The 24,206-nt window shown below is 71.7% G+C and carries 19 protein-coding genes; 10 read left to right on the forward strand and 9 right to left on the reverse strand.

Annotated features, from left to right (window positions below):
* Positions 1 to 154: 154 nt before the first annotated feature.
* Positions 155 to 1,066, reverse strand: coding sequence for a LysR family transcriptional regulator (locus OG780_RS26580; RefSeq protein ID WP_328452230.1), 912 nt, complete (start codon positions 1,064 to 1,066; stop codon positions 155 to 157).
* A gap of 129 nt (positions 1,067 to 1,195) precedes the next feature.
* On the opposite strand from OG780_RS26580, the gene OG780_RS26585 reads away from it, so the two are divergent.
* The 5 genes from OG780_RS26585 (at position 1,196) to OG780_RS26605 (ending at position 6,212) form a co-directional block, all read left to right on the forward strand.
* A complete protein-coding gene (locus OG780_RS26585; protein WP_328452232.1) occupies positions 1,196 to 2,101 on the forward strand; it encodes an EamA family transporter in 906 nt (301 codons plus the stop codon).
* 4 nt (positions 2,102 to 2,105) lie between these two features.
* Positions 2,106 to 3,344: a 3-phosphoshikimate 1-carboxyvinyltransferase gene (gene aroA / locus OG780_RS26590; protein ID WP_328452234.1), complete on the forward strand. Its 1,239-nt coding sequence runs from the start codon at positions 2,106 to 2,108 to the stop codon at positions 3,342 to 3,344.
* A gap of 110 nt (positions 3,345 to 3,454) precedes the next feature.
* Positions 3,455 to 4,714, forward strand: coding sequence for a Gfo/Idh/MocA family protein (locus tag OG780_RS26595; RefSeq protein ID WP_328452236.1), 1,260 nt, complete (start codon positions 3,455 to 3,457; stop codon positions 4,712 to 4,714).
* 75 nt (positions 4,715 to 4,789) lie between these two features.
* A complete protein-coding gene (locus OG780_RS26600; protein WP_328452238.1) occupies positions 4,790 to 5,443 on the forward strand; it encodes a GNAT family N-acetyltransferase in 654 nt (217 codons plus the stop codon).
* Positions 5,444 to 5,582: 139 nt separating this feature from the next.
* Complete coding sequence (locus OG780_RS26605) at positions 5,583 to 6,212, forward strand: RBBP9/YdeN family alpha/beta hydrolase (RefSeq protein ID WP_328452240.1); 630 nt, start codon at positions 5,583 to 5,585, stop codon at positions 6,210 to 6,212.
* Here OG780_RS26605 and OG780_RS26610 read toward each other — a convergent pair.
* The 3 genes from OG780_RS26610 to OG780_RS26620 all read right to left on the reverse strand — a co-directional run bounded on the left by OG780_RS26610 (position 6,193) and on the right by OG780_RS26620 (position 9,996).
* Positions 6,193 to 7,086, reverse strand: a complete 894-nt coding sequence (locus OG780_RS26610; protein ID WP_328452242.1) for an MHYT domain-containing protein — start codon at positions 7,084 to 7,086, stop codon at positions 6,193 to 6,195. The genes OG780_RS26605 and OG780_RS26610 overlap by 20 nt on opposite strands.
* Positions 7,087 to 7,335: 249 nt before the next feature.
* Complete coding sequence (locus tag OG780_RS26615; RefSeq protein WP_328452243.1) at positions 7,336 to 8,271, reverse strand: bifunctional helix-turn-helix transcriptional regulator/GNAT family N-acetyltransferase; 936 nt, start codon at positions 8,269 to 8,271, stop codon at positions 7,336 to 7,338.
* Positions 8,272 to 8,946: 675 nt separating this feature from the next.
* The gene (locus tag OG780_RS26620) at positions 8,947 to 9,996 is read right to left on the reverse strand and encodes a LacI family DNA-binding transcriptional regulator (RefSeq protein WP_328452245.1); all 1,050 of its coding nucleotides are present in this window, start codon (positions 9,994 to 9,996) and stop codon (positions 8,947 to 8,949) included.
* A 319-nt stretch (positions 9,997 to 10,315) separates the two neighbouring features.
* Here OG780_RS26620 and OG780_RS26625 point away from each other — a divergent pair, with 319 nt between their 5' ends.
* Genes OG780_RS26625 through OG780_RS26635 form a run of 3 tightly spaced genes read left to right on the forward strand, consistent with a single transcriptional unit; the run spans position 10,316 to position 13,451 of the window.
* Positions 10,316 to 11,467, forward strand: coding sequence for a Gfo/Idh/MocA family protein (locus OG780_RS26625; protein ID WP_328452247.1), 1,152 nt, complete (start codon positions 10,316 to 10,318; stop codon positions 11,465 to 11,467).
* Entirely contained in the window at positions 11,464 to 12,621 is a 1,158-nt protein-coding gene (locus OG780_RS26630) for a dihydrodipicolinate synthase family protein (protein ID WP_328452249.1), read from the forward strand. Before OG780_RS26625 ends, OG780_RS26630 begins: the two co-directional genes overlap by 4 nt.
* Positions 12,618 to 13,451, forward strand: a complete 834-nt coding sequence (locus OG780_RS26635) for a sugar phosphate isomerase/epimerase family protein (RefSeq protein ID WP_328452251.1) — start codon at positions 12,618 to 12,620, stop codon at positions 13,449 to 13,451. Before OG780_RS26630 ends, OG780_RS26635 begins: the two co-directional genes overlap by 4 nt.
* A gap of 150 nt (positions 13,452 to 13,601) precedes the next feature.
* Here the strand turns inward: OG780_RS26635 and OG780_RS26640 are convergent, their stop codons facing one another.
* Entirely contained in the window at positions 13,602 to 14,822 is a 1,221-nt protein-coding gene (locus tag OG780_RS26640; protein ID WP_328452253.1) for an esterase/lipase family protein, read from the reverse strand.
* 463 nt (positions 14,823 to 15,285) lie between these two features.
* Here OG780_RS26640 and recD2 point away from each other — a divergent pair, with 463 nt between their 5' ends.
* Complete coding sequence (gene recD2, locus OG780_RS26645; RefSeq protein WP_328452255.1) at positions 15,286 to 17,541, forward strand: SF1B family DNA helicase RecD2; 2,256 nt, start codon at positions 15,286 to 15,288, stop codon at positions 17,539 to 17,541.
* 285 nt (positions 17,542 to 17,826) lie between these two features.
* Positions 17,827 to 19,116: a citrate synthase gene (locus tag OG780_RS26650; protein WP_328452257.1), complete on the forward strand. Its 1,290-nt coding sequence runs from the start codon at positions 17,827 to 17,829 to the stop codon at positions 19,114 to 19,116.
* 581 nt (positions 19,117 to 19,697) lie between these two features.
* On the opposite strand, the gene OG780_RS26655 is transcribed toward OG780_RS26650, so the two are convergent.
* The 4 genes from OG780_RS26655 to OG780_RS26670 form a co-directional block, all read right to left on the reverse strand.
* Positions 19,698 to 21,941, reverse strand: a complete 2,244-nt coding sequence (locus tag OG780_RS26655) for a heavy metal translocating P-type ATPase (protein WP_328452259.1) — start codon at positions 21,939 to 21,941, stop codon at positions 19,698 to 19,700.
* Positions 21,942 to 22,031: 90 nt separating this feature from the next.
* Complete coding sequence (locus tag OG780_RS26660) at positions 22,032 to 22,271, reverse strand: heavy-metal-associated domain-containing protein (RefSeq protein WP_328452261.1); 240 nt, start codon at positions 22,269 to 22,271, stop codon at positions 22,032 to 22,034.
* Positions 22,272 to 22,366: 95 nt separating this feature from the next.
* Complete coding sequence (locus tag OG780_RS26665; protein ID WP_328452263.1) at positions 22,367 to 23,317, reverse strand: PrsW family intramembrane metalloprotease; 951 nt, start codon at positions 23,315 to 23,317, stop codon at positions 22,367 to 22,369.
* A gap of 204 nt (positions 23,318 to 23,521) precedes the next feature.
* A complete protein-coding gene (locus OG780_RS26670) occupies positions 23,522 to 24,196 on the reverse strand; it encodes a TetR/AcrR family transcriptional regulator (RefSeq protein WP_328452265.1) in 675 nt (224 codons plus the stop codon).
* Between the last annotated feature and the right edge of the window lie 10 nt (positions 24,197 to 24,206).

Here is a 24,206-nt window from a genome sequence, read left to right on the forward strand (position 1 = left end):
ACTTCCGAGGAGTCACGATTATCCGGGAAGTTTCTTCCAGTCAAGAGTGTGCACAGTATCCGCGAAAGGGCCGTCACCGGCGCAGTCGGAAGGGGGCGCGCCGGTGACGACGTGCTGTCGGCCGAGGGCGGGGTGGCCGCGCCGGCCGGGTCGCTCAGCCGCGGCTCGCCACCGCGGGCCAGTGCGACCGGAGCGTGCGGACCGTTTCGGCGATGGCCGGCCGGCGCGCCGCCCCCGAGCGCCACAGCGCGTACAGCCGGCGGACCGGCAGCGGGTCGAGCGGAACCTCCACCACCCCGTCGGGGAGGGGGCCGCGGCCCAGGCGCGGGATGAGGGCGACACCGAGACCGGCGGCGACGAGGGCGATGAGGGTCGGGTTCTCCTCGGCCTGGTGGACGATGTCCGGCTCGCAGCCCGCCTCGCGCAGGGTGCGCACCAGCCAGTCGTGGCAGACCCGCCCGGGCGGCTGGCAGATCCACCGCTGTCCGCCCAGGTCCTCGCGCCGCACCGAGGCCCGCCCGGTGAAGGGGTGTCCGGCGGGGACGAGCAGATCGCACAGGTCGTCCCCGATCACCGCCTGCTCCACCCCCGGCGGGGCGGGCAGCGGGGAGATGTCCCAGTCGTGCGCGACGGCCAGGTCGACCGCGCCCCTGGCGACCAGGTCGACGGACAGATGCGGGTCGATCTCCGTCAGCCGGGTGTCCAGGGCCGGGTGCCGGGCGGCCAGATCGGCCAGGACGGCGGGCATCAGACCACGGGCCGCCGAGGCGAACGCGGCCACCGTCAGCCGTCCCGCCGGCATCCCCCGGCGCTCCTCCAGCTCGGTCTCCGCCCGCTCCACGATCGCCAGCAACTCCTGGGCCGTGGCGGCGAGTTGTTCGGCCTGCTCGGTGAGCCGGACGCCGCGTCCGCGCCGTTCCAGCAGAACGGTCCTGGTCTCCCGCTCCAGTTTCGCGATCTGCTGGGACACGGCGGACGGGGTGTAGCCGAGCGCGGCCGCCGCTGCGCCGACCGTGCCGTGCACCGAGACGGCGTGCAGGGCCCGCAGGCGCTGAAGATCGAGCATGGAGGCCTCCCGGTCCGCGATGTCGCACGCCGATGTCGCTCGCCATCCAGCTTACGTAAGCGTTGCTTCATCCATCCATGCAGACATTCGCGCTGGTGCTACATGGTGGTGGCGTCCGATGCTCGACGTATGCGACCCGCACACATCAGCCTCGCCGTCCTCGTCGCCGCCGTCTGGGGCGTGAACTTCACCGTCATCGAGGTCGGACTCGACCACTTCCCGCCCCTGCTCTTCTCGGCTCTGCGCTTCCTGGTGGCGGCCGTGCCGGCCGTGTTCTTCGTGGGCCGCCCCAAGGTGGCGTGGAAGTGGATCGTGGCGGTCGGACTCGCCCTCGGCGTCGCGAAGTTCGGGCTGCTGTTCATCGGCATGGACGCGGGGATGCCCGCCGGACTGTCCTCCCTCGTGCTCCAGATCCAGGCCGTCTTCACCGCGATCGTCGCCTTCGCCTTCCTCGGCGAACGCCCCACCCGCGTCAGGCTGTACGGCATGGCGGTGGCGCTCGCCGGTGTGGGCCTCGCCGCCGTCGACGAGGGCACGACCGGCCCCCTCGGCGCCTTCGCCCTGGTCATCGCGGCGGCGGCCTGCTGGGGCGTATCCAACGTCCTCACCCGCAAGGCGTCCCCGCCCGACGCGCTGAACTTCATGGTGTGGGTGAGCACCGTCCCCGTCCTGCCGCTGCTCGGCCTGTCCCTGCTCACCGAGGGTCCCTCCCGCGACCTCGACGCGCTGCGCGCCCTCGACTGGCAGGGCGCCGGAGTCGTCGTCTACGTCGCCTGGATCACCACCGTCTTCGGCTTCGGCGCCTGGGGCTGGCTGCTGCACCGGCACCCCGCGTCCACCGTCGCGCCCTTCTCGCTGCTCGTCCCGGTCTTCGGGATGTCGTCGGCCGCGCTGTTCCTGCACGAGTCCGTCGGCCCGCTGCGGTGGGCGGCGGCGGCCCTGCTGGTGGGCGGGGTGGCGCTCACCTCACGGACGCCACGAAAGGTCCAGTCGGCGGACGTTCCGGCGCCGGAGCGGGCCGGGGCGCCAGCATGACCCCATGGCCGTCGTCGACATTCCCGGTTCCAAGTCCATCACCGCCCGCGCGCTCTTCCTGGCCGCGGCGGCCGACGGGGTCACCCGCCTGGTCCGCCCGCTCCGCTCGGACGACACCGAGGGCTTCGCCGAGGGCCTGACCCGGCTCGGCTACCGCGTCGGCCGGACCCCGGACAGCTGGCACGTCGACGGCCGCCCGGGGGGTCCGGCGGTGGCGCGGGCCGACGTGTACTGCCGGGACGGCGCGACCACGGCCCGTTTCCTGCCGGCCCTCGTCGCCGCGGGACACGGCACCTACCGCTTCGACGCCTCCGCCCAGATGCGCCGGCGCCCGCTGGGACCCCTGTCGAAGGCGCTGCGCGACCTGGGCGTGGACCTGCGGCACGAGGAGGCGGAGGGCCACCACCCGCTGAGCATCGAGGCGGCCGGGGTGGAGGGCGGCACGGTCACCCTCGACGCCGGCCAGTCGTCCCAGTACCTCACCGCCCTGCTCCTGCTCGGCCCGCTGACCCGCACGGGCCTGCGCATCGAGGTCACCGACCTGGTCTCCGCCCCGTACATCGGCATCACCCTCGCGATGATGCGTGCGTTCGGGGCGGACGTGACGGTGGAAGGCGACGTCTTCGAGGTGGCGCCCGGCGGTTACCGGGCCACCACCTACCCCGTCGAGCCCGATGCCTCCACCGCGAGCTACTTCTTCGCGGCGGCCGCCCTGACCGGCCGTGAGGTCACCGTGCACGGCCTCGGCGCGGGGGCGCTCCAGGGCGACCTCGGCTTCGTGGACGTCCTGCGCCGGATGGGCGCGCACGTGGAGACCGGGCCCGACCGCACGACAGTGCGCGGCACCGGCGAACTGCGCGGCCTCACCGTCAACATGCGGGACATCTCCGACACCATGCCGACGCTCGCCGCGATCGCGCCCTTCGCCACCGGTCCGGTCCGCATCGAGGACGTCGCCAACACCCGGGTCAAGGAGTGCGACCGCCTGGAGGCCTGCGCGGAGAACCTCCGGGGGCTCGGCATCCGGGTGGAGACCGGCCCCGACTGGATCGAGATCCACCCGGGCGTCCCCGCCGCCACCGGGATCAGGACGTACGGCGACCACCGCATCGCCATGGCCTTCGCCGTGACGTCCCTGCGCGCCCCGGGCATGGTCTTCGACGACCCCGGATGCGTCCGCAAGACGTTCCCCGCCTTCCACGAGGTGTTCGGGGCCTGGGCAGCCGCCGGGGACGAGGACTGAGCGGTCCCGGCGTCCGCCACCGACGTCTTGTCGGGAAGATCCGGAGCGGCTAGCTTCGCGACGGACGGCGCCGACCGCGCCTGTGCCCCGACCGGGAAAGCGGTGAACAGATGTCTCCCGTCGCCTCCGTTGTCACACTCGCCGTCGTCGGTGCCGGGGACCGCGGGACCGGTCACGCGCGCTGGGCCCTGGACCACCCGGAGCGGGCCCGGGTGGTGGCCGTCGCCGAGCCCCGGGAGGCCCGGCGCGACCGGTTCGCGGCCGCCCACGGCCTGGAACCGGACGCCGCGGTGGACGACTGGCGGGTGCTGGCCGCCCGCGGCCGGATCGCGGACGCCGTGCTCGTCTGCACCCTCGACCGCGAACACCTGGAGCCCGTCCTGGAGTTCGCGGCCCTCGGCTACCACATCCTGCTGGAGAAGCCGATGGCCCTGACCGAGGACGAGTGCCGGCGGATCGTCGACGCCGTGGAGAAGGCCGGGGTGATCCTCGCGGTCGGACACGTCCTGCGCTACACCCGGTACACCCGCGCCGTGAAGGAGGTGGTGGACTCCGGCCGGCTCGGTGACGTGGTCAACGTCCAGCACCTGGAACCCGTCGGCTTCTGGCACCAGGCGCACTCCTTCGTCCGGGGCAACTGGGGCCGTACGGACCGGGCCACGTCCATGCTGATGGCCAAGTCCTGCCACGACATCGACTGGTTGCAGTACGTCCTCGGGCAACCCCCCGTCCGCGTCTCCAGCTTCGGACGCCTGTCGCACTTCCGGCCCGAGAACAGGCCCGAGGGCGCCGCCGACCGCTGCCTCGACTGCGCGGTGGAGAACACCTGCCCCTACTCCGCCCGGCGCGAGTACGGCGACCGGCTCGCCCGCGGCGAACACCACTGGCCGCTGAGCGTGCTCGTCGACGACTTCACCCCCGGGGCCCTGGAGACCGCCCTGCGCGAAGGCCCGTACGGGCGGTGCGTGTACGCCTGCGACAACGACGTGGTCGACCACCAGGTGGTGTCGATGGAGTTCGCCTCCGGGGCCACCGCCACCTTCACCATGACCGCCTTCACCGAACAGGCCGACCGCCGGACCCGGATCTTCGGGACCCGCGGCGAACTGCGCGGTGACGGCGGGAGTCTGAGCGTCTACGACTTCCTGACCCGGACCGAGGAGGCCGTCGACCTCGCGGGCCCGGGCGGCATGGACGCGGCGGGCGGCCACGGGGGCGGTGACGCCGGACTGATGGACGCCTTCGTCGCCGCCGTCGCCACCGGGAACCCCGGTCTGGTGAAGTCGGGCCCGCGCGAGTCCCTGACCAGCCACCTCACCGTCCTGGCCGCCGAACGCGCCCGGCTCGCCGGCACCGTCGAGGACGTATAACCGCTGGACACGCGCCGCCCCCACCGCATAGAAATCGCAGCGGACACATACCGGTCGGCGAAGGGGTGCGGGGCGTTGGGTTTCCAGTTGGAGGGGCCGGTCCTCGAAGGCACGCTGGTACGGCTGGAGCCGCTCGGACACGGGCACACGGCCGACCTCGCCGAGGCGGCGGAGGAACGCCGGGACTCGTACGCGTTCACCTGGGTGCCCCGGGCCGACGAGGTCGGGGACTACGTCGACGCGCAGCTCGCCCGCGCCGCGACGGGCAGGCTGGCGCCCTACGCGCAGATCTCCCTCGCCTCCGGACGGGCGGTCGGTGCCACCTCGTACTGGGAACCGCGGTGCTGGCGGTCGGACGACCGGCTCGACGCCGTCGAGGTCGGGTTCACCTGGCTCGCCGCCTCGGCCCAGGGCACCGGCTTGAACGCCGAGTCCAAGCTCCTGCTCTTCGGGCACGCCTTCGAGGAGTGGGGCGTGGCACGCGTGGACCTGAAGACCGACGCCCGCAACGCCCGCTCCCGCGCCGCGATCGCGAGCACCGGCGCCCGCCTGGAGGGCGTCCTGCGCAACTGGTCCCGCTCCTGGGCGCCCGGCGAGGAAGGCCTGCTGCGCGACTCCGCGGTCTTCTCGGTGACGGCGGCGGAGTGGCCCGAGTGCCGGGACCGGCTGTCCGCGAGGGTGGCCCGGGCGTCGTCCCGGGCGGCCGACGCGACGGTCCGCCGGTCCTAGGGTCCGTCGTTCGGATCAGGTGGCGCCGAGGCGCGGCGCGTTGTCGCCGGGGCCGCGCGGGCGATCCGGAGGCCTCCGCCTGCGACGGATCGCCGGAGCCACTGGACCGAGGGGCCGTGAATCGGAAACGATCGGTGCCATGAGCACGTACGACACCGGTGATCTCGCGAACGACGGCCACGCGCGGGACCCGCAGTCCTTCCTGATCCTGCACGGCTGGCAGAACCACCGCCCGGAGGGCCACTGGCAGCACTGGCTCGCCGGGCGGCTCGGCGAGCTCGGCCGGCACGTCGTCTATCCGCAGCTCCCGGACCCGGACGACCCGGACCTGGAGGTGTGGCTGGCGGAGCTGGCCCGCCACCTGGACGCCCTGCGCGGATCCGAACGCGTGGTCGTCGCCCACAGCCTCTCGGCCGTGCTGTGGCTGCACGCCGCCGCCCGTGAGCTGCCGGGGGCGGCCGGTGTCGACCGGGTGCTGCTCGTCGCCCCGCCCTCCGCCTCCGTCCTCGCGGGGCTGCCGGAGATCGCCGGATTCGCCCTGACCGCGAAGGACTTCACCCTCCCCGGGCCCACCCGGCTGATCGCCGGCGACGACGACCCGTACTGCCCCGAGGGCGCCGGTACCGTCTACGGCGAGCCTCTGGGCGTGCCGACACAGATCCTGCCCGGGGCCGGGCATCTCGCCATGGACGCCGGGTACGGCCCCTGGCCCGCCGTGCTGGAGTGGTGTCTGGACGGGACGGCGCGGCTCACCGCCCGCGCGGGCTAGCGTGCCGGCCCGCGTGCTGGTCGCGGGGATCGAAGAGGGAGCCGGTCTGTGGGGGCTGCGCGGGGGGCTCGGGCACGGCCGCCGCGGCCCGGCGCTGGCGCGGGGTGACCCGGCTCCACTCCCCGTCGCCGAGGACGAGCTGGGGGTCGAACATCACCACGACTCCGGCCAGGATCAGGAAGACGACCGGTCCGATGAGCATGGGGAGCAGGACCGAGGCCGACGAGCTGGTGCCGTGCGCCCCGGTCATGTACGACGCGTCCGTGGCGCCGCGCAGATGCACTCCGAGGGCGGCCATGCCGGTGTAGTGCGTACCGGTCAGCGCGACGCCCATGAGGAGACTGGCGCCGAGGGCGGCCGGGAAACCCCGGTAGGACGCGGCGGTCCACAGCGCGGCGGTCGCGGCGGTGACCGCGAGCAGCACGGAGGCCGACACCGTGAGCGAGTCGTACTCCAGGGACCCGTTCAGTTCGAGCGCGGCCATGCCGGTGTAGTGCGTGGCCACCACGGCGAGCCCGGTGAGGATCCCGGCCGCGGTCAGGGTGACGGGGGTTGCCCCGCGGTATCCCACGGTGAAGACGCCGATGCCGACCAGCGCGATCGCCACCACGAGACTCAGCGATGTCAGCCGGGCGTCGTAGCCGATCGGGATCCCCTGGATCCTGAAGCCGGCCATCGCGACGAAGTGCATGGTCCAGATGCCGCAGCCGATGGTCCCCGCCCCGAGCGCCAGCCAACCGGGCTTCCACGACTGCCGGTTGTTCAGTGAACGGACGACGCAGCGCAGCCCCAGGGCGCTGGCCACACAGGCGACGATGTAGGAGGCCGCCGGAGTCGCCACCCCGAACTCGAAGCCGTCCACGGTGCCTTGCATATATGCCAACTCCCCCAAAGAATAGGTGACTTGGGGGAGCACGATTCCGCACCCAGGTTGCGTGAGCGGATCCGTACGGTGGGTGGTTGCGTTAACTCCGCGATGCGGATCCGTTCAGCGGGCGGACGCGCTGTCCGCACTCCGGACACTGCGGCGCGCGTCCGGGCGGCGGGGCTCGAGCGGCGGATCACGCCGGACAGGCCCTGGGCACGTGCCCCGACAGACACTGTGCGCATGCCGCGGTCCGTGTCATTCCTGGCCGGCGCGCAGGTCCAGCCGCCAGTCCTGGCCCGTCAGGTCCGCGCCGAAGGACCGGTGCGGCTTCTCGGCGACCAGGGCGAAGCCGTGGCGCTGGTAGATCCGCCGGGCGGCGGCCAGGACGTCGTTGGTCCACAGGACGAGCTCGTGATAGCCGACCCCGCGGGCGAAGTCGGTGACGGCCCCGACGAGACGGTCGCCGATGCCGAGCCCCCGTGTCTCCGGCTCGACCAGCAGCAGCCGGAGGCGGGCGGTGCCGGGAGCGTCGTCCCGTACGCACATCACGCACCCGACGGGCCGCCCGTCGAGCTCGGCGATCCACACCCGCTCCAGGTGGGGGTCGTGGTCCTCGGCGAAGTCGGCGACGATCCTCGCGACCAGGCCCTCGTAGTCGGCGTTCCAGCCGTACTCGGCCGCGTACAGCGCCGCGTTGCGCTGCACGATCCAGCCGAGGTCGCCGGGTCCCGGCTCGCGCAGGAGGACGTCCTCGGGGCCCGGCGCGGCCCGCCCGTCCCCCAGGAGGGTCCGTACCGTGCGCATCGCCTCCGCGAGCCGCGGCCGGTCGGCCGGCGGCACGGTCGCCAGCAGCGTGCCCACGCTCTGGCGTGCCCGCTCGTCCAGCAGCGCGGCGGCGTCCCGGCCGCGCGCGGTGAGCGTGATCCGGCGGCGCCGCGGGTCCTTCTCGGACGCGGCCCGCTCGACCAGTCCGTCCTGCTCGAACTTGTTCAGGATCCGGCTCAGGTAGCCCGAGTCCAAGGAGAGTCGGGTCCGGAGGTCGGCGGCGTCCGCCTGGGGCGTGTGCGCCAGTTCGTAGAGGACGCGGGACTCGGTCAGCGTGTACGGCGCGTAGAGATGGCGGCCGTAGTCGAGCGCGCCGATGACGTTCGTGTAGAAGCGGTTGAAGGAGCGGATGTCCTGGACGGTCATGATCGGCCCCGAAGGTCGGCTGTGCACGGTCGCGGTCGGCCTGCTCCTCCTGGATACCTGACCCAGTCAGAGATAATCGCCGCCCCGAGCATAGAACCGCCGGAACTCCCGGGCCTACCCTCCCGGCGCCGGGTCGCTGCGCTGGCGTTCGCGGTGCGGGTGCGCTGCGCTGGCGTCTGCGGTGCGGGTGCGGGTGCGGGTGCGTTGTGGGTCGGGGCCGTGCCGGTACATCCGCCCGTCGCCGTTGGATCAGACGTGGGTCCAGGAGCGAACCGCTGCTCGATCCGGGCGTAAGCGACGGGCATCTGATGTACCGGCACGGCCCCTTCCGTGCGTTGCCGACTGCGGGTGCGTCGTGGTTTCGGCCGTTCGCTGCGGGTGCGTGGTGGCTTGGGCGCCGTTCCTCGCGGGCGTGATTTCCAGCCCCTCCGGCGTTTGAGGAGCAGGGTCCGGGGCGGAGCCCCAGGGGGCTGCCTCCCTCCGGGCCCGCCTTTTGGGTGCAGGGGCAACATTCAGCCCCTCCGGCGCTTGAGGAGCGGGGTCCGGGGCGGAGCCCCGGATACGGGACGGGCAGGGGCGGAGGGGGCGAAGAAAGGCTGAGCCCCCGGGAACCCGGCCCCCGGGAGACCCCTCGCGGCAGTGGGGCCAGGCCCAGGGGAGTTCGGGAAGGGGAGGTCAGTCCCGGGGAACCCCGGCGGACCCCCGCACCATCAGCTCGCCGCGCACCGTGGCGATCCCGCCCGGCGGCGGCTCCTCGCGGCTCATGGCGATCCGCCCGGCGCGGGCGCCCGCCTCGGAGAGCGGCAGCCGTACGGTCGTGAGGGCGGGCACCGCGTCGATGCTGAACGGCAGATCGTCGAAGCCCGCGACGGACACGTCGCCGGGGATGTCGAGACCGGAGTCGCGCAGCGCCGCGCAGGCGCCCAGCGCCACGGTGTCGTTCGCGGCGACGACCGCCGTCAACGACGGGTCACGGCGCAGGAGTTCCAGCGTCGCCTCGTAACCGGACCGGCGGTCGTAGCGGCCGTGCACGGTGCGCCGGGGGTCGTCCTCGATGCCGTGGGCGTCGAGCGCGGCGCGGTGGCCCTCCAGCCGGTGGCGGGTCGTCGTGCGTTCCTCGGGTCCCGCGATGTATCCGAGCCGCCGGTGCCCGAGGCCGATCAGGTGCTCGGTGAGCTGTCTGCCGCCACCGCGGTTGTCGAAGGTGAGCGCGATCGCCCCGGGCGCCTCCGGCGCGGGCGGCCGCCCGCACAGCACGACCCGGGTGCCCGCTTCCGTCAGCTTGCGCAGCTTGGCCGCGACCGCGCCCGCGTGCGCGGTGTCCTCTATGGCGCCGCCGGTGAGCACGACCGCGGCGGCACGCTGGCGCTGGAGGAGGGTGAGGTAGGTGAGCTCGCGCTCCGGGGAGCCGCCGGTGTTGCAGACGACCCCGAGGCGTTCCCCGCCCGCGCGCCCCCCGGGCCCGCCGATCTCCGACTGGATGGCCGCGGCCATGATCCCGAAGAAGGGGTCGGCGATGTCGTTGACCAGGATGCCGACGAGGTCGGAGGTCGCCGCGGCCAGCGAGCTCGCCGGCCCGTTCAGCACGTAGTCCAGCTCGTCCACCGCCCGCAGCACCCGCTCACGCGTGGAGGAGGCCACGGGGTAGTTCCCGTTCAGCACGCGCGACACCGTCGCGGGAGAGACCTGCGCGCGGGCCGCCACGTCCGCCAGGGTCACCGTCATCTCGTCGTCCTCCGGTCGCGCGTTGTGTCGTGCCACTTCGTACGTCTCGTACGTCGTCGTGCCTGGTCTTGTCTCGTCGTACGGCGTCGTACGGCGTCGAACACGGAGCAGAAGGCCGGGTGCGCCGCTTCCTGTGGGCAGGGTCCGTGCAGACCATACGGCCAACGGCCCCCGCCGTTCGCCCCCTCGAACAACTCGACTTCGCGGTGGTCTTGTCCGGACCGCTGCACAGAGGCTAGCTTCTCAGCAGATAGAAAGCGCTTGCTAGCACGCTCACCTGTGAGCGTGCTCGGCGCCTGACGCGTACGAAGGGAATGACGTGACACGCAAGACGGTGCGGATCGCCATGAACGGCGTGACGGGACGCATGGGCTACCGCCAGCACCTTGTCCGCTCGATTCTCGCCCTGCGTGACCAGGGCGGCCTCGACCTCGGCGACGGCACCGTGCTGTGGCCCGAGCCCGTCCTCGTCGGCCGTCGTGAGAGCGCGCTGAAGGCGCTCGCCGAGCGGCACGGCCTCGATCACTGGTCGACCGACCTGGACGCGGTGCTCGCCGATCCGTCCGTCGACCTCTACTTCGACGCCCAGGTGACGTCCGCCCGCGAGGAGGCCCTCAGGAAGGCCGTCGCCGCCGGCAAGCACGTCTACACGGAGAAACCGACCGCCACCGGGTTCGACGGAGCCCTTGAACTGGCCCGCCTCGCGCACGCCGCGGGCGTCAAGCACGGCGTCGTCCAGGACAAGCTCTTCCTCCCCGGCCTGCTCAAACTGAAGCGGCTGATCGACGGCGGGTTCTTCGGTCGGATCCTGTCCGTCCGCGGGGAGTTCGGCTACTGGGTCTTCGAGGGCGACTGGCAGAGCGCCCAGCGGCCCTCCTGGAACTACCGCGCCGAGGACGGCGGCGGCATCGTCGTCGACATGTTCCCGCACTGGGAGTACGTCCTGCACGAGCTGTTCGGCCGCGTCACCTCGGTGCAGGCGCTGACCGCCACCCACGTCCCGCAGCGCTGGGACGAGCGGGGCAAGCCCTACGACGCCACGGCCGACGACGCCGCCTACGGCATCTTCGAGCTGGAGGGCGGCGCGGTCGCCCAGATCAACTCCTCCTGGACCGTGCGCGTCAACCGCGACGAGCTCGTGGAGTTCCAGGTCGACGGCACGGAAGGGTCGGCCGTCGCTGGACTGCGCAACTGCCGCGTCCAGCACCGCGGTTCCACCCCCAAGCCGGTCTGGAACCCGGACATCCCGGCCACCTACTCCTTCCGTGACCAGTGGCAGGAGGTCCCCGACAACGCCGAGTTCGACAACGGCTTCAAGGCCCAGTGGGAGCTGTTCCTGCGGCACGTCTACGCCGACGCCCCCTACCACTGGGACCTCCTCGCCGGTGCCCGCGGTGTGCAACTCGCCGAGCTGGGCCTGAAGTCCTCGGCCGAGGGCCGCCGCCTCGACGTGCCGGAGATCTCGCTGTGACCATCCGACTCCCGGGGGCCGGCGGCCGGTTGCGGACCTACGAGCCGCGCAGGGACCCCCTCGCCGTCCTTCCCGACGGCGCGCCCCTCGCCTCCCGTACGGTCTTCTCGGCCGCGCACGTCGTCGCCGACCCGTACGCGGACGTCTCGCCCGACGCGCCCGCCGCCGTCGACTGGGACGCCACGCTCGCCTTCCGGCGCCATCTGTGGTCGCACGGCCTCGGTGTCGCCGAGGCGATGGACACCGCCCAGCGCGGGATGGGCCTGGACTGGGCCGGGGCGGCCGAACTGATCCGGCGTTCCTCGGCCGAGGCCAGGGCCGTCGGCGGCAGGATCGCCTGCGGCGCCGGCACGGACCAGCTCACGGGCCCGGCCACGCTCCACGAGGTGGGGGCCGCGTACGAGGAACAGCTCGCGCTCGTCGAGGAGTCGGGCGCGCAGGCGATCCTGATGGCATCCCGGGCGCTCGCCGCGACCGCCGCCGGACCCGAGGACTACCTCGACGTCTACGGCCACCTCCTGCGCCAGTCCGCCGACCCGGTGATCCTGCACTGGCTGGGCCCGATGTTCGACCCGGCCCTGGAGGGCTACTGGGGCTCCGGTGACCTGGACGCGGCCACGGAGGTGTTCCTGGAGGTGATCGCCGCACACCCGGACAAGGTGGACGGCGTCAAGGTCTCCCTGCTGGACGCCCGTCGGGAGGTCGAACTGCGCCGCCGCCTCCCGGACGGCGTCCGCTGCTACACCGGCGACGACTTCAACTACCCCGAGCTGATCGCGGGCGACGAGCGCGGCTTCAGTCACGCGCTGCTCGGCGTCTTCGACCCGCTCGGCCCCCTCGCCGCGCGGGCCGTACGGGTCCTGGACACCGGTGACGTCAAGGGCTTCCGCGAACTCCTCGACCCCACCGTCGAGTTGTCCCGGCACCTCTTCCAGCCCCCGACCCGCTTCTACAAGACCGGTGTCGTCCTGCTGGCCTGGCTCGCGGGCCACCAGGACCACTTCGCGATGGTGGGCGGCCTCCAGTCGGCGCGCTCCCTGCCGCACCTCGCCCACGCCTACGAACTGGCCGACGGACTGGGCCTGTTCCCGGACCCAGGGCGCGCCGAGACCCGGATGAAGACCCTGCTCGCCCTGTACGGAGTGACCCCATGACCGCCCTCGCCCGCTTCTCCGTCAACCAGATGACGGTCAGACAGCTCTCGATGCCCGAACTGGTCGCGGCCTGCCGGGAGACGGGTGTCACGGGCGTCGGCCTGTGGCGCGAACCCGTGCGGTCGTACGGCCTCGACGCCACCGCGAAGCTCGTCCACGACGCCGGTCTGGCCGTCACCACCCTGTGCCGGGGCGGCTTCCTCACGGCGATCGACCCGGGGGAGCGGCGGCGCGCGCTGGACGACAACCGGGCCGCCGTCGACGAGGCCGCGGTCCTCGGCACCGACACCCTCGTCCTGGTCTCCGGCGGTCTGCCGCCCGGCTCGAAGGACCTGCGCGGCGCCCGCGAGCGCATCGCCGACGCGCTCGGCGAACTGGGCCCGTACGCCGCCTCCCGCGGCGTGCGCCTGGCCGTCGAACCGCTGCACCCGATGTACGCGGCCGACCGCTGCGTGGTCTCCACCCTCGCCCAGGCCCTGGACCTCGCGGAACGCTTCCCCGCCGACCAGGTGGGCGTCACCGTCGACACGTACCACCTCTGGTGGGACGACACGGCGCCCGCCCAGATCGCCCGTGCGGGGGCGGGGGGCCGGATCCACAGCTTCCAGCTCGCCGACTGGACCACCCCGCTTCCCGAGGGTGTCCTCAACGGCCGCGGCCAGCTCGGCGACGGCTCGGTCGACTTCCGGGTGTGGCGCGGCCTGGTCGAGGCGGCGGGCTACACCGGACCCATCGAGGTCGAACTCTTCAACGAGGAGCTGTGGGCCAGGGACGGGCGCGAGGTGCTGGCGGAGACGGCGGCACGGTTCGTGGAGCACGTGGTCCGGTGACAGCGGGACCCGGGACCCGGGACCCGGGACCCGGGACCCGGGACCGGACCCCGGACCCCGGATCGCACCGCCCCCGGATCCCGGTCCGAGGAGGTGATGGAGGAGGGGCCGTCGCCCGCCCGTGGGGGAGACGGGCGACGGGTACGCCGGTCACTTCTCGAAGTGGTCCATCAGCCAGGTGCACAGCTCCTCGGTCGGGAGGGTGTGCGCCGTCGTCGTGGAGGAACAGAGGAACGCGTCCAGGCCGCTCTTCTCCGGGTCCAGGCCGTCGACCTCGGCGTACAGGTCGGCCTGCTCCTCGAAGTCCAGGATGTCGACCGCGCTCACCGAGGGGACGAAGCACACCTCGGCGTGCCGCAGGTCGGCCTCCCCGCCCGCCTCCTCGATCGACTGGGCGAGGATCCCGTACGTCGCGAGCGTGCCGCCGGGTGCGCCGTCCAGCTCGGGGAAGCCGTCGGTCGTGATGGTCTTCTCGGTCGCCGGGAACGTCCGCTTCAGATAGGCGACCGTCACGTCGTCACCCTGGGCCTGGGTGTAGAAGGTGGTGCCGGGGTAGCGGACGTCGAGTCGCAGCGCGACCTCACCGGGCTCGATCTCGGGCAGCCCGACGCCGTCGCCGCGGCCGTTGGCGACGGCCACCTTGAGCGGGATCTGCGGCCACCGGCCGACCCGGTCGAGTTCGCGCAGCAGCGCCTCGCGCTCCGGGGCGACGACGGTCTTCCCGGTCTTGTTGTCGTAGTGCTGCCACAGCATCTGCCGCGCGGCCGGGCTGTCCATCTGCTGGGTGAAAGGGTGGGGCTTGAGGTCGAGGCCCCGGGGGAGCAGGTAGGAGAACGCCTGGACCCCGATGGGGATCGAGGCGCCGCGGTGCGGGGTGTCGTAGGAGAAGTACACCCCCGTCTGGTGGTCCATGGCCCGGCTCTCCATCTTGGCCAGGGCGTAGCGGGTGATCAGCCCGCCCATGCTGAAGCCGCCCACGACCAGCCGGTGGCCGCCGACACGGTGGGCGATGGTCTCCAGGACGGTCGCCTCGACGGCCTCGGCGTTGTCCAGGACGGACGCCGTGCGGTTCTTGAAGCCCAGCAGGATCACGTCCATGCCGCGACGGCGGAGCTCGCCGATGAAGCCGTACTGCTCGCCCTCCAGGAACTGGTAGAGCTTCTTGAGGTCGCTCTCGCCGGGGTTGAAGCCGTCGGCGATGATCACCGGGCGGGTGAGCTCCCTGTTGCCGTCGCCGCGGAAGACCCAGGTGAAGCCCTTGGGGACGGTCCACTCGTCGTCGCGGTCCGGTACCTCGATCGGGTTGCCGGGTGAGGCGAGCGGATCGCCGATCGTGAACGGGCCGATCTCGGGCTCGGTGCTCTCGGACATGGTTGCGCTCCTTGTGGGAGAGGTGGGGGGACGTCCACAGTATTGGCGGCGATCCACCCCAATTACCCTCCTGACCTGCGGGTTCACTACAAGTGATGCAATGCCCGCCGGAGGCGTTTAGTGCATCTGGCATGTGCCACAGGCCTGTTCGGTTCACGCCGCGTCACGTGACGGTTCACGTCGAAAGGGCTGCCGGAAAAAAATCCGGAAGCCGTGCAACCCTTTCGCGACTTCGCGGGTCGTACGTGGCATCAGGACCTTTGGAGGGGGATCCGGGGGGATCGCGGGGGGTTCTGATACGGAGGGGAAAACCGAGGGGCCCGGTCGACGGACCGGGCCCCTCGAAATTTCTCCGCCCCTCGAACTTTTCGCGGCCGCGCTCGCGACGTCCTCGGCGGGCCGTGATCGGGTGGGTCGTCCACAGCGCCCGAACACTGTCGGAGGCGGGCGGTACCGTCGCATCATGACCGATCAGGCGGGGGCCGCGCAGACAGGCGAGCGGCGACTGGCCACGCTGGAAGGCGTGCTCGAACGCATCACGTACGCCAACGAGGAGAACGGATACACGGTCGCCCGGGTCGACACCGGCCGGGGGGCGGGCGATCTGCTCACCGTCGTCGGTGCCCTGCTCGGCGCCCAGGTCGGCGAGTCCCTGCGCATGGAGGGCCGCTGGGGCTCCCACCCGCAGTACGGCAAGCAGTTCACCGTGGAGAACTACACGACCGTGCTCCCGGCCACCGTCCAGGGGATCCGCCGCTATCTCGGCTCCGGCCTGGTCAAAGGCATCGGACCGGTCTTCGCCGACCGCATCACCGGGCACTTCGGCCTGGACACCCTGCGGATCATCGAGGAGGAGCCGAAGCGGCTCATCGAGGTTCCCGGCCTCGGCCCCAAGCGCACGGGCAGGATCGCCGAGGCCTGGGAGGAGCAGAAGGCGATCAAGGAGGTCATGCTCTTCCTCCAGACCGTGGAGGTGTCCACCTCCATCGCCGTCCGCATCTACAAGAAGTACGGCGACGCGTCGATCTCGGTCGTGAAGAACCAGCCCTACCGCCTGGCGTCCGACGTCTGGGGCATCGGCTTCCTCACCGCCGACAAGATCGCCCAGTCCGTCGGCATCCCGCACGACAGCCCGGAGCGCGTCAAGGCCGGCCTTCAGTACGCCCTGTCGCAGTCCACCGACCAGGGCCACTGCTACCTCCCCGAGGAACGGCTGATCGCGGACGCGGTGAAGCTGCTCCAGGTCGACACCGGCCTGGTCATCGAGTGCCTGGCCGAACTGGCGGCCCCCGCCGAGGACGGTGAGGACCCCGGTGTCGTACGGGAGAAGGTGCCCGGCCCGGACGGAGGCGACCCGGTCACGGCCGTCTACCTGGTCCCCTTCCACCGCGCCGAACTCTCGCTGTCCGCGCAGCTGCTGCGCCTGCTGCGCGCCGACCGGGACCGGATGCCCGGCTTCCGCGACGTGGCCTGGGACAAGGCACTGACCTGGCTGAAGGGGCGTACGGGCGCTGAGCTGGCCCCCGAGCAGGAGGCGGCGGTCCGGCTCGCGCTCACCGAGAAGGTCGCCGTGCTGACCGGAGGACCGGGCTGCGGCAAGTCGTTCACGGTCCGCTCGATCGTGGAGCTGGCCCGTGCCAAGGGGGCCAAGGTCGTTCTCGCGGCGCCCACCGGCCGCGCCGCCAAGCGCCTGGCGGAGCTGACCGGAGCCGAGGCCTCCACCGTGCACCGGCTCCTGGAGCTCAAGCCGGGCGGAGACGCGGCCTACGACAAGGACCGGCCGCTGGACGCCGACCTGGTGGTCGTGGACGAGGCCTCCATGCTCGACCTCCTGCTCGCCAACAAGCTGGTCAAGGCGGTGGGGCCGGGTGCCCATCTGCTCTTCGTCGGCGATGTCGACCAGCTTCCGAGCGTCGGCGCGGGCGAGGTGCTGCGCGACCTGCTCGCCGACCGGGGCCCGGTCCCCGCGGTGCGCCTCACCAAAGTCTTCCGCCAGGCCCAGCAGTCCGGTGTGGTGACCAACGCGCACCGGATCAACTCGGGGCAGCATCCGCTCACCGACGGCATGAAGGACTTCTTCCTGTTCGTCGAGGACGACACCGAGGAGGCCGGGCGGCTCACCGTGGACGTGGCGGCCCGGCGGATTCCGGCCAAGTTCGGTCTCGACCCCCGCCGGGACATCCAGGTCCTCGCGCCCATGCACCGGGGTCCGGCCGGCGCGGGGCATCTGAACGGACTGCTCCAGCAGGCCATCACCCCCGGCCGCCCGGACCTCGCCGAGAAGCGGATCGGCGGCCGTGTCTTCCGGGTCGGCGACAAGGTCACCCAGATCCGCAACAACTACGACAAGGGCGAGAACGGCGTCTTCAACGGCACCGTGGGTGTCGTCACCTCCCTGGATCCGGTCGAGCAGCGGCTGACGGTGCGCACCGACGAGGACGAGGAGGTGCCGTACGAGTTCGACGAGCTCGACGAACTGACCCACGCCTACGCGGTGACCATCCACCGTTCCCAGGGCAGCGAGTACCCGGCGGTGGTGATCCCCGTGACCACGGGCGCCTGGATGATGCTCCAGCGCAATCTGCTCTACACGGCGGTCACCCGGGCCAAGAAGCTCGTCGTTCTCGTCGGTTCGCGCAAGGCGATAGGCCAGGCGGTGCGTACGGTGTCCGCGGGACGCCGGTGCACGGCCCTGGACTTCCGGCTCTCCGGCTCGTGAACCACCGCCTCCCCGCACGGCGAAAGGCCCTGCCCGAGCGCCGAACGGGGCCTTTCGGACACGGCGCGAGGTCCATCACAAAAAATGATCGATCAAACGAGTCATGAAGGTCACAGAGCACTTCCGGTTGCGGGGCGAACGCGGCAGGATGAGCAGGTTGGCGGCACTGAGTGCCGCCAATAGGCCCAATGGTCGACCCCGAGTGCACTCTCCAGGGCCAAATGGGGGATGGTAGAGACAGTCAGGGCACCTCGAAGAAGAGGCACAACGTCGGTGAGGGATGACGTGAGCGACAACTCTGTAGTACTGCGGTTCGGCGATGGCGAGTACACCTACCCGGTGATCGACAGCACCGTCGGCGACAAGGGCTTCGACATCGGCAAGCTCCGCGCCCAGACCGGTCTGGTGACGCTGGACAGTGGGTACGGCAATACCGCCGCCTACAAATCCGCGATCACCTATCTCGACGGCGAGCAGGGCATCCTCCGCTACCGCGGCTACCCGATCGAGCAGCTGGCCGAGCGGTCCACCTTCCTGGAGGTGGCCTACCTGCTGATCAACGGCGAGCTCCCGAACGTCGACGAGCTCTCCACCTTCAAGAACGAGATCACGCAGCACACCCTGCTGCACGAGGACGTCAAGAACTTCTACCGCGGCTTCCCGCGCGACGCCCACCCGATGGCGATGCTCTCCTCGGTCGTCTCGGCGCTGTCGACCTTCTACCAGGACAGCCACAACCCGTTCGACGAGAAGCAGCGCAACCTCTCCACGATCCGGCTGCTCGCGAAGCTTCCGACGATCGCGGCGTACGCGTACAAGAAGTCGATCGGCCACCCCTTCGTCTACCCGCGCAACGACCTCGGGTACGTCGAGAACTTCCTGCGCATGACCTTCTCGGTCCCCGCGCAGGACTACGAGCTCGACCCGGTGGTCGTCTCCGCGCTCGACAAGCTGCTGATCCTGCACGCCGACCACGAGCAGAACTGTTCGACCTCCACCGTGCGTCTGGTCGGCTCCTCGCAGGCGAACATGTTCGCCTCGATCTCCGCCGGCATCTCCGCGCTGTGGGGCCCGCTGCACGGCGGCGCCAACCAGTCGGTCCTGGAGATGCTCGAGGGCATCCAGGCCAACGGCGGCGACGTCGACTCCTTCATCCGCAAGGTGAAGAACAAGGAGGACGGCGTCCGCCTGATGGGCTTCGGCCACCGGGTGTACAAGTCCTTCGACCCGCGCGCGAAGATCATCAAGGCCGCCGCGCACGACGTCCTGTCCGCTCTCGGCAAGTCCGACGAGCTGCTGGACATCGCGCTGAAGCTGGAGGAGCACGCGCTCTCCGACGACTACTTCGTCTCGCGCAACCTCTACCCGAACGTCGACTTCTACACCGGCCTGATCTACCGCGCCATGGGCTTCCCGACCGAGATGTTCACGGTCCTGTTCGCCCTCGGCCGGCTGCCGGGCTGGATCGCCCAGTGGCACGAGATGATCAAGGAGCCCGGCTCCCGCATCGGCCGCCCGCGTCAGATCTACACGGGCATCGTCGAGCGCGACTTCGTGCCGGTCGAGGCCCGCTGAGGCTCGTACGCGACCACCGGGCTCCCGTGCGGGGCCCGGTGAACCCGTGAGTGGCAACGAAAAAACGGAAAGCGCCCTGCTACTGGTCCCCCCACGGGCCGGCAGTCAGGGCGCTTTCCTTGTCCCGGTGCGGATTCCCCCCACGGGATCCGGCCGGGCGTCTGTGGACAGCGCCTGAATCGCTGTGTGCCGGCACGAGCCGGCGGTGAGCCGGGCGAGCGGTGCTCGCCGTACTGCGGTGGTGCGGGTGCGATCTGCCGGGACGCGTACGGATCGGGAGGGCCGCTCAAAGCTCCCCGCTGTACGTGCCCCGGCGACGCAATTTCCGGGAACGTCCCCCAAGACATCCCCAGATGCCAGTCACGCCCCCCAAGACGCTTCTGACATCGCCAACTTAGACTGACGAACCCCTTCGGTGGTTACGTTCACATCACTGTGATCTGGATCTCTTGCATATGTCCTGAAGATACGCAAGAGCCCCGATATGGGAATCGAGGACCAATCGTAAGGAAGATGCGCGAGCCTTGTGAAGAGCTTATGTGAGGCTCTCGTTGGACTCTAGGGGGACTCGTGGTCTGTCGTCACGCGAATGCTCGCAGTCGAAGGCTGTTCGTGACCACGAAGACCGACGAGAAGGCCATCGCCGCTCCCGCGATCATGGGGTTCAGCAGGCCGGCTGCGGCCAGCGGAAGCGCCGCCACGTTGTAGCCGAAGGCCCAGACCAGATTTCCCTTGATCGTCGACAGTGTGGCGCGGGCCAGCCGGATCGCGTCCGCGGCCACCCGCAGATCCCCGCGCACGAGCGTCAGATCGCTCGCCTCGATCGCCGCGTCCGTCCCCGTGCCCATCGCGAGGCCCAGATCGGCGGTGGCGAGCGCCGCCGCGTCGTTCACCCCGTCGCCGACCATCGCGACCGTCCGCCCCTCGCCCCGCAGCCGCTGGACCACGGCGACCTTGTCCTCGGGCAGCACCTCGGCGAACACGTCGGCCGGGGCGATGCCGACCTCCCGTGCCACGGCCTCGGCGACCGCCCGGTTGTCCCCGGTCAGCAGCATCGGCGTGAGACCGAGGTCCCGCAGTTCGCGCACGGCCTCGGCGCTGGTCTCCTTGACCGTGTCGGCGACGGCCAGCACGCCCGCCGCCGTGCCGTCCAGGATGACCACGACGGCAGTACGGCCCGCCGCCTCGGCCGCGTTCTTCGCGTCCGCAAGCGTTGCCGGCAGCGCGCCCGGGAACCGGCCGACGGTGACGTCGCGGCCGTCCACCCGCCCGCGCACGCCTCGCCCCGGCACGTTCTCGAAGTGCTCGGGCGCCGGAAGGTCACCGACGCGCTCCTGAGCGCCTGTGGCGATCGCTCGGGCAACCGGATGCTCCGAGGCGTGTTCCAGGGCTCCCGCGAGCCGCAGGACGTCTTCCTCGGCCCGTCCCCCGGCGACGTGGACCTCGTGCAGGCTCATGCGGCCCGTCGTCACCGTGCCGGTCTTGTCCAGCAGGACGGTGTCGACCCGGCGGGTGGACTCCAGGACCTCGGGCCCCTTGATCAGGATGCCGAGCTGGGCGCCGCGGCCGGTGCCGACCATCAGGGCGGTCGGGGTGGCCAGGCCGAGCGCGCACGGGCAGGCGATGATCAGCACCGCGACGGCGGCGGTGAAGGCCGCGACCGTGTCCCCGGTGACCGCGATCCAGGCCCCGAAGGTGCCGAGCGCGATGACCAGCACGACGGGTACGAAGACCCCGGAGATCCGGTCGGCGAGACGCTGCACCTCGGCCTTGCCGTTCTGCGCGTCCTCGACGAGCCGGGCCATCCGGGCGAGCTGGGTGTCCGAGCCGATCCGGCCCGCCTCGACGACGAGCCGGCCCCCGGCGTTCACGGTCGCACCGGTGACGGCGTCCCCGACGCCCACGTCCACCGGCACCGACTCCCCGGTCAGCATGGACGCGTCCACGGCCGACGTGCCCTCGACGACGGTCCCGTCGGTGGCGATCTTCTCGCCGGGCCGGACGACGAAGCGGTCGCCGACCGCCAGCCGCGCCACGGGGACGCGGACCTCACGGCCGTCCCGCAGGACGCCGACGTCCTTGGCGCCGAGCTCCAGCAGCGCCCGCAGCGCCGCTCCGGCGCGCCGCTTGGAGCGGGCCTCCAGGAAACGGCCGAGCAGGATGAACGCGACGACGCCCGCGGCGACCTCCAGGTAGAGCGTGGAGGCGCCGTCCGTACGGGAGACGGTGAACTCGAAGCCGTGCCGCATGCCCGGCATCCCCGCGTCGCCGAAGAAGAGCGCCCACAGGGACCAGCCGAACGCGGCGAGGGTGCCGACCGACACCAGGGTGTCCATGGTGGCCGCGCCGTGCCGCGCGTTCGTCACGGCGGCCCGGTGGAAGGGCAGCCCGCCCCAGACCACCACGGGCGCGGCGAGCGTCAGGGAGAGCCACTGCCAGTTCTCGAACTGGAGGGCCGGGATCATCGACATGAGGACGACGGGCAGGGCGAGCACCGCGGAGACGGTCAGCCGCTCGCGCAGGGAGGCCGTCTCGGGATCGTCGTCGGCGGGAGGCGCCTCCTGTTCGGGCGGCGCGGGCGGCGGGGGTTCCTCGGCGGTGTAGCCCGTCTTGACCACGGTCGCGATCAGATCGGCGACCCGTACCCCCTCGGGGTAGGAGACCTTGGCCTTCTCCGTCGCGAAGTTGACCGTGGCGGTGACGCCGTCCATGCGGTTGAGCTTCTTCTCGACGCGGGCCGCGCAGGAGGCGCAGGTCATCCCGCCGATGGAGAGCTCGATCTCCGAGGCCGTGCCTATCGGCGTCTCGGGTGCTGCGGTGGTCATGGTGCGGCTCCAGGAAGGGGCCGGGTCGCGCAGAGCCGGTATCAGCCGGTCGGCACGGCCCGGTACGGAGAGGAAGAGCTGCGGGCTCGCTCAGGCCTGGCCGACGAGCTCGAAGCCCGCCTCGTCGACCGCGGCGCGGACGGCGCTCTCGTCGACCGCGGCCGCGGAGACGACGGTGACCTCGCCGGTCGAGGCGACGGCCTTCACCGAGCTCACGCCGGGGATCGCGGAGATCTCGCCGCTGACGGAGCCTTCACAGTGTCCGCAGCTCATGCCGCTCACCTGGTAGACGGTGGTGACGGAACCCGGGGTGCCGGTCTGGGCGGTCATGGCGTTACTCCTCATCGAGGCGTTCTGTGGCGTGCGCGTACGGGAGGGATCCCTGGGAACCCAGGGTTCCCCTCGATGTTCACCACACTATACCCCTAGGGGGTATTTTTCCAAGCAGCGTCGCGGTGCGCCAGCGAGCGTGCCCAGGCCAGCCCCACGATCGCGACGAGGAACAGGCCGCCCACCGAGAACAGGGTGAAGAGGTGGTCCTGTCCGCCGGTGGACCGCGGCAGCCGGCCCGGGGTGAAACGCGTTCCGTCGAGTCCGGCGCGGGTGAGCCGGGTCACCAGCCACAGCGCGATCCCGTGCGTGGAGTCCCACAGCGCGTGCAGCAGGGAGGCGCCGAGGCAGGCGCCGGCCAGTCGGGCGGTGAGGCGGAAGCGCCCGTCGGCGCGGCGCCGCGCCAGCAGGGCCGCGCCGGTGACCGCGGTCCACAGGCCGGGTCCGAACGGGGTGAGCACCCCGCGCAGGATCTCGGTCTCCAGGAGCGTGCGCAGGCCGACGCCCTGCAGGGACACGGCCGCGTCGAAGACGTGGCCCGCGCTCTCCAGGGCCGCGAAGCCGAATCCGAGCGTCGCGCCGAGCACCAGACCGGCCCGTGGTCCGCGGATCCGGGTGTGCCGGCTCAGCAGGAACATCAGCGCGCCGAGCTTCACGGCCTCCTCGGCGAGTCCGGTGCCCACGTACGTCCACAGCGAAGGGCGGGTGAGCTGGTACTCCGTCACCGAGGTGCCGAGCACGCCCAGGGCGCCGCCGGCCAGGAAGCAGCCGAGGACCGCACTCGTGCCCAGGTCGCGGCCGTGCCGCTCGTACGCCCAGAGTGCGAAGGAGACGGGCACGAGGAAGCCGCCGAGCAGGATCAGGGTCGGCAGCGGCGTGACGTCCGCCGTGGCGTACGTGACGACCGCGGTCAGCGCCCAGAGGGCCAGGCCGATGCCCAGGCAGCGCTTCCAGAGACCGGCGGGGATCCGGGGGTACGGCCGTGGGGGCTGCTGCGGTCCGGGAATGCGGGCCCGGGGTGTGCCCGGTGGCTGATTCTGGGTCACGGCCATCCCTCTGTCCCTCGGGGCGGCCCGCGGGCTCGGACGGGGGACCCGCGTTCCGGCGCGTCGGGGCGGCCCCTGGTGCGGGACGCGGGGGCGCGCGGACGGATCGATGCCGCGGATCACTGATCGATTTGTCCGAACCTTATGACACATATCCCTGATGTCGCAGGCCGGAGCGCTGGCGTTGGCCCCGTCCGGCGCGGCTCAGTGTCCGGCGGGTGACCCGCTTGCGAGCAGCGGCTCCAGATAGCGGTGCATGACCGTCTTCAGCTCCGCGATGTAGGCGTCCCGTTCGGCGCCCTCGTGGGACATGACCAGGGTGAGACCGGCCTTGAACAGGTGGACCGTCATGTTCGCCGTGCGGGTGCGCTCGGTGGAGGGCATGCCCGGCAGGCGGGCCGCGATCATCTCCTCGACGCGGGCGAGGAGGGCGCCGTGCAGGGTGCCGATCTCCTCGACGATCACCCCCGGGGTGTCGGCGCCGTGCATCAGGACGGCGAAGGCCGGGTTCTCGACGTTGAACGCGATCAGCGGGTCGAGGACCGCGTCGAGCATCCGGTCCAGCGGGAGGCCGGCGTTCTCCTGGGCGAGCGCCTGTCCGTGCGACCGGGCCCAGTGGTCGAGGAGCTGGTCGCTGAGGCCGACGGCGATGGCCTCCTTGTTCGGGAAGAACTGGTAGAGCGTGCCGGGTGAGACGCCGGCCTCGCGGGCGATGGCATTGGTGCTCGCCGCGGTGTAGCCGGACCGGCAGAACACCGAGGCCGCCGCTTCCAGGAGCTGGGCGACGCGGCGCTCGCCGCGGGCCTGGCGGCGGCGTGGCTTCTCCTCGGCCGGCTGCGGGTGCTCCGGGGACTCCTCGGTCTGCTGATTCTCGGGCACGGGTCATCCC

The sequence above is a fragment of the Streptomyces sp. NBC_00386 genome, assembly GCF_036063235.1.
Classification (GTDB): domain Bacteria; phylum Actinomycetota; class Actinomycetes; order Streptomycetales; family Streptomycetaceae; genus Streptomyces.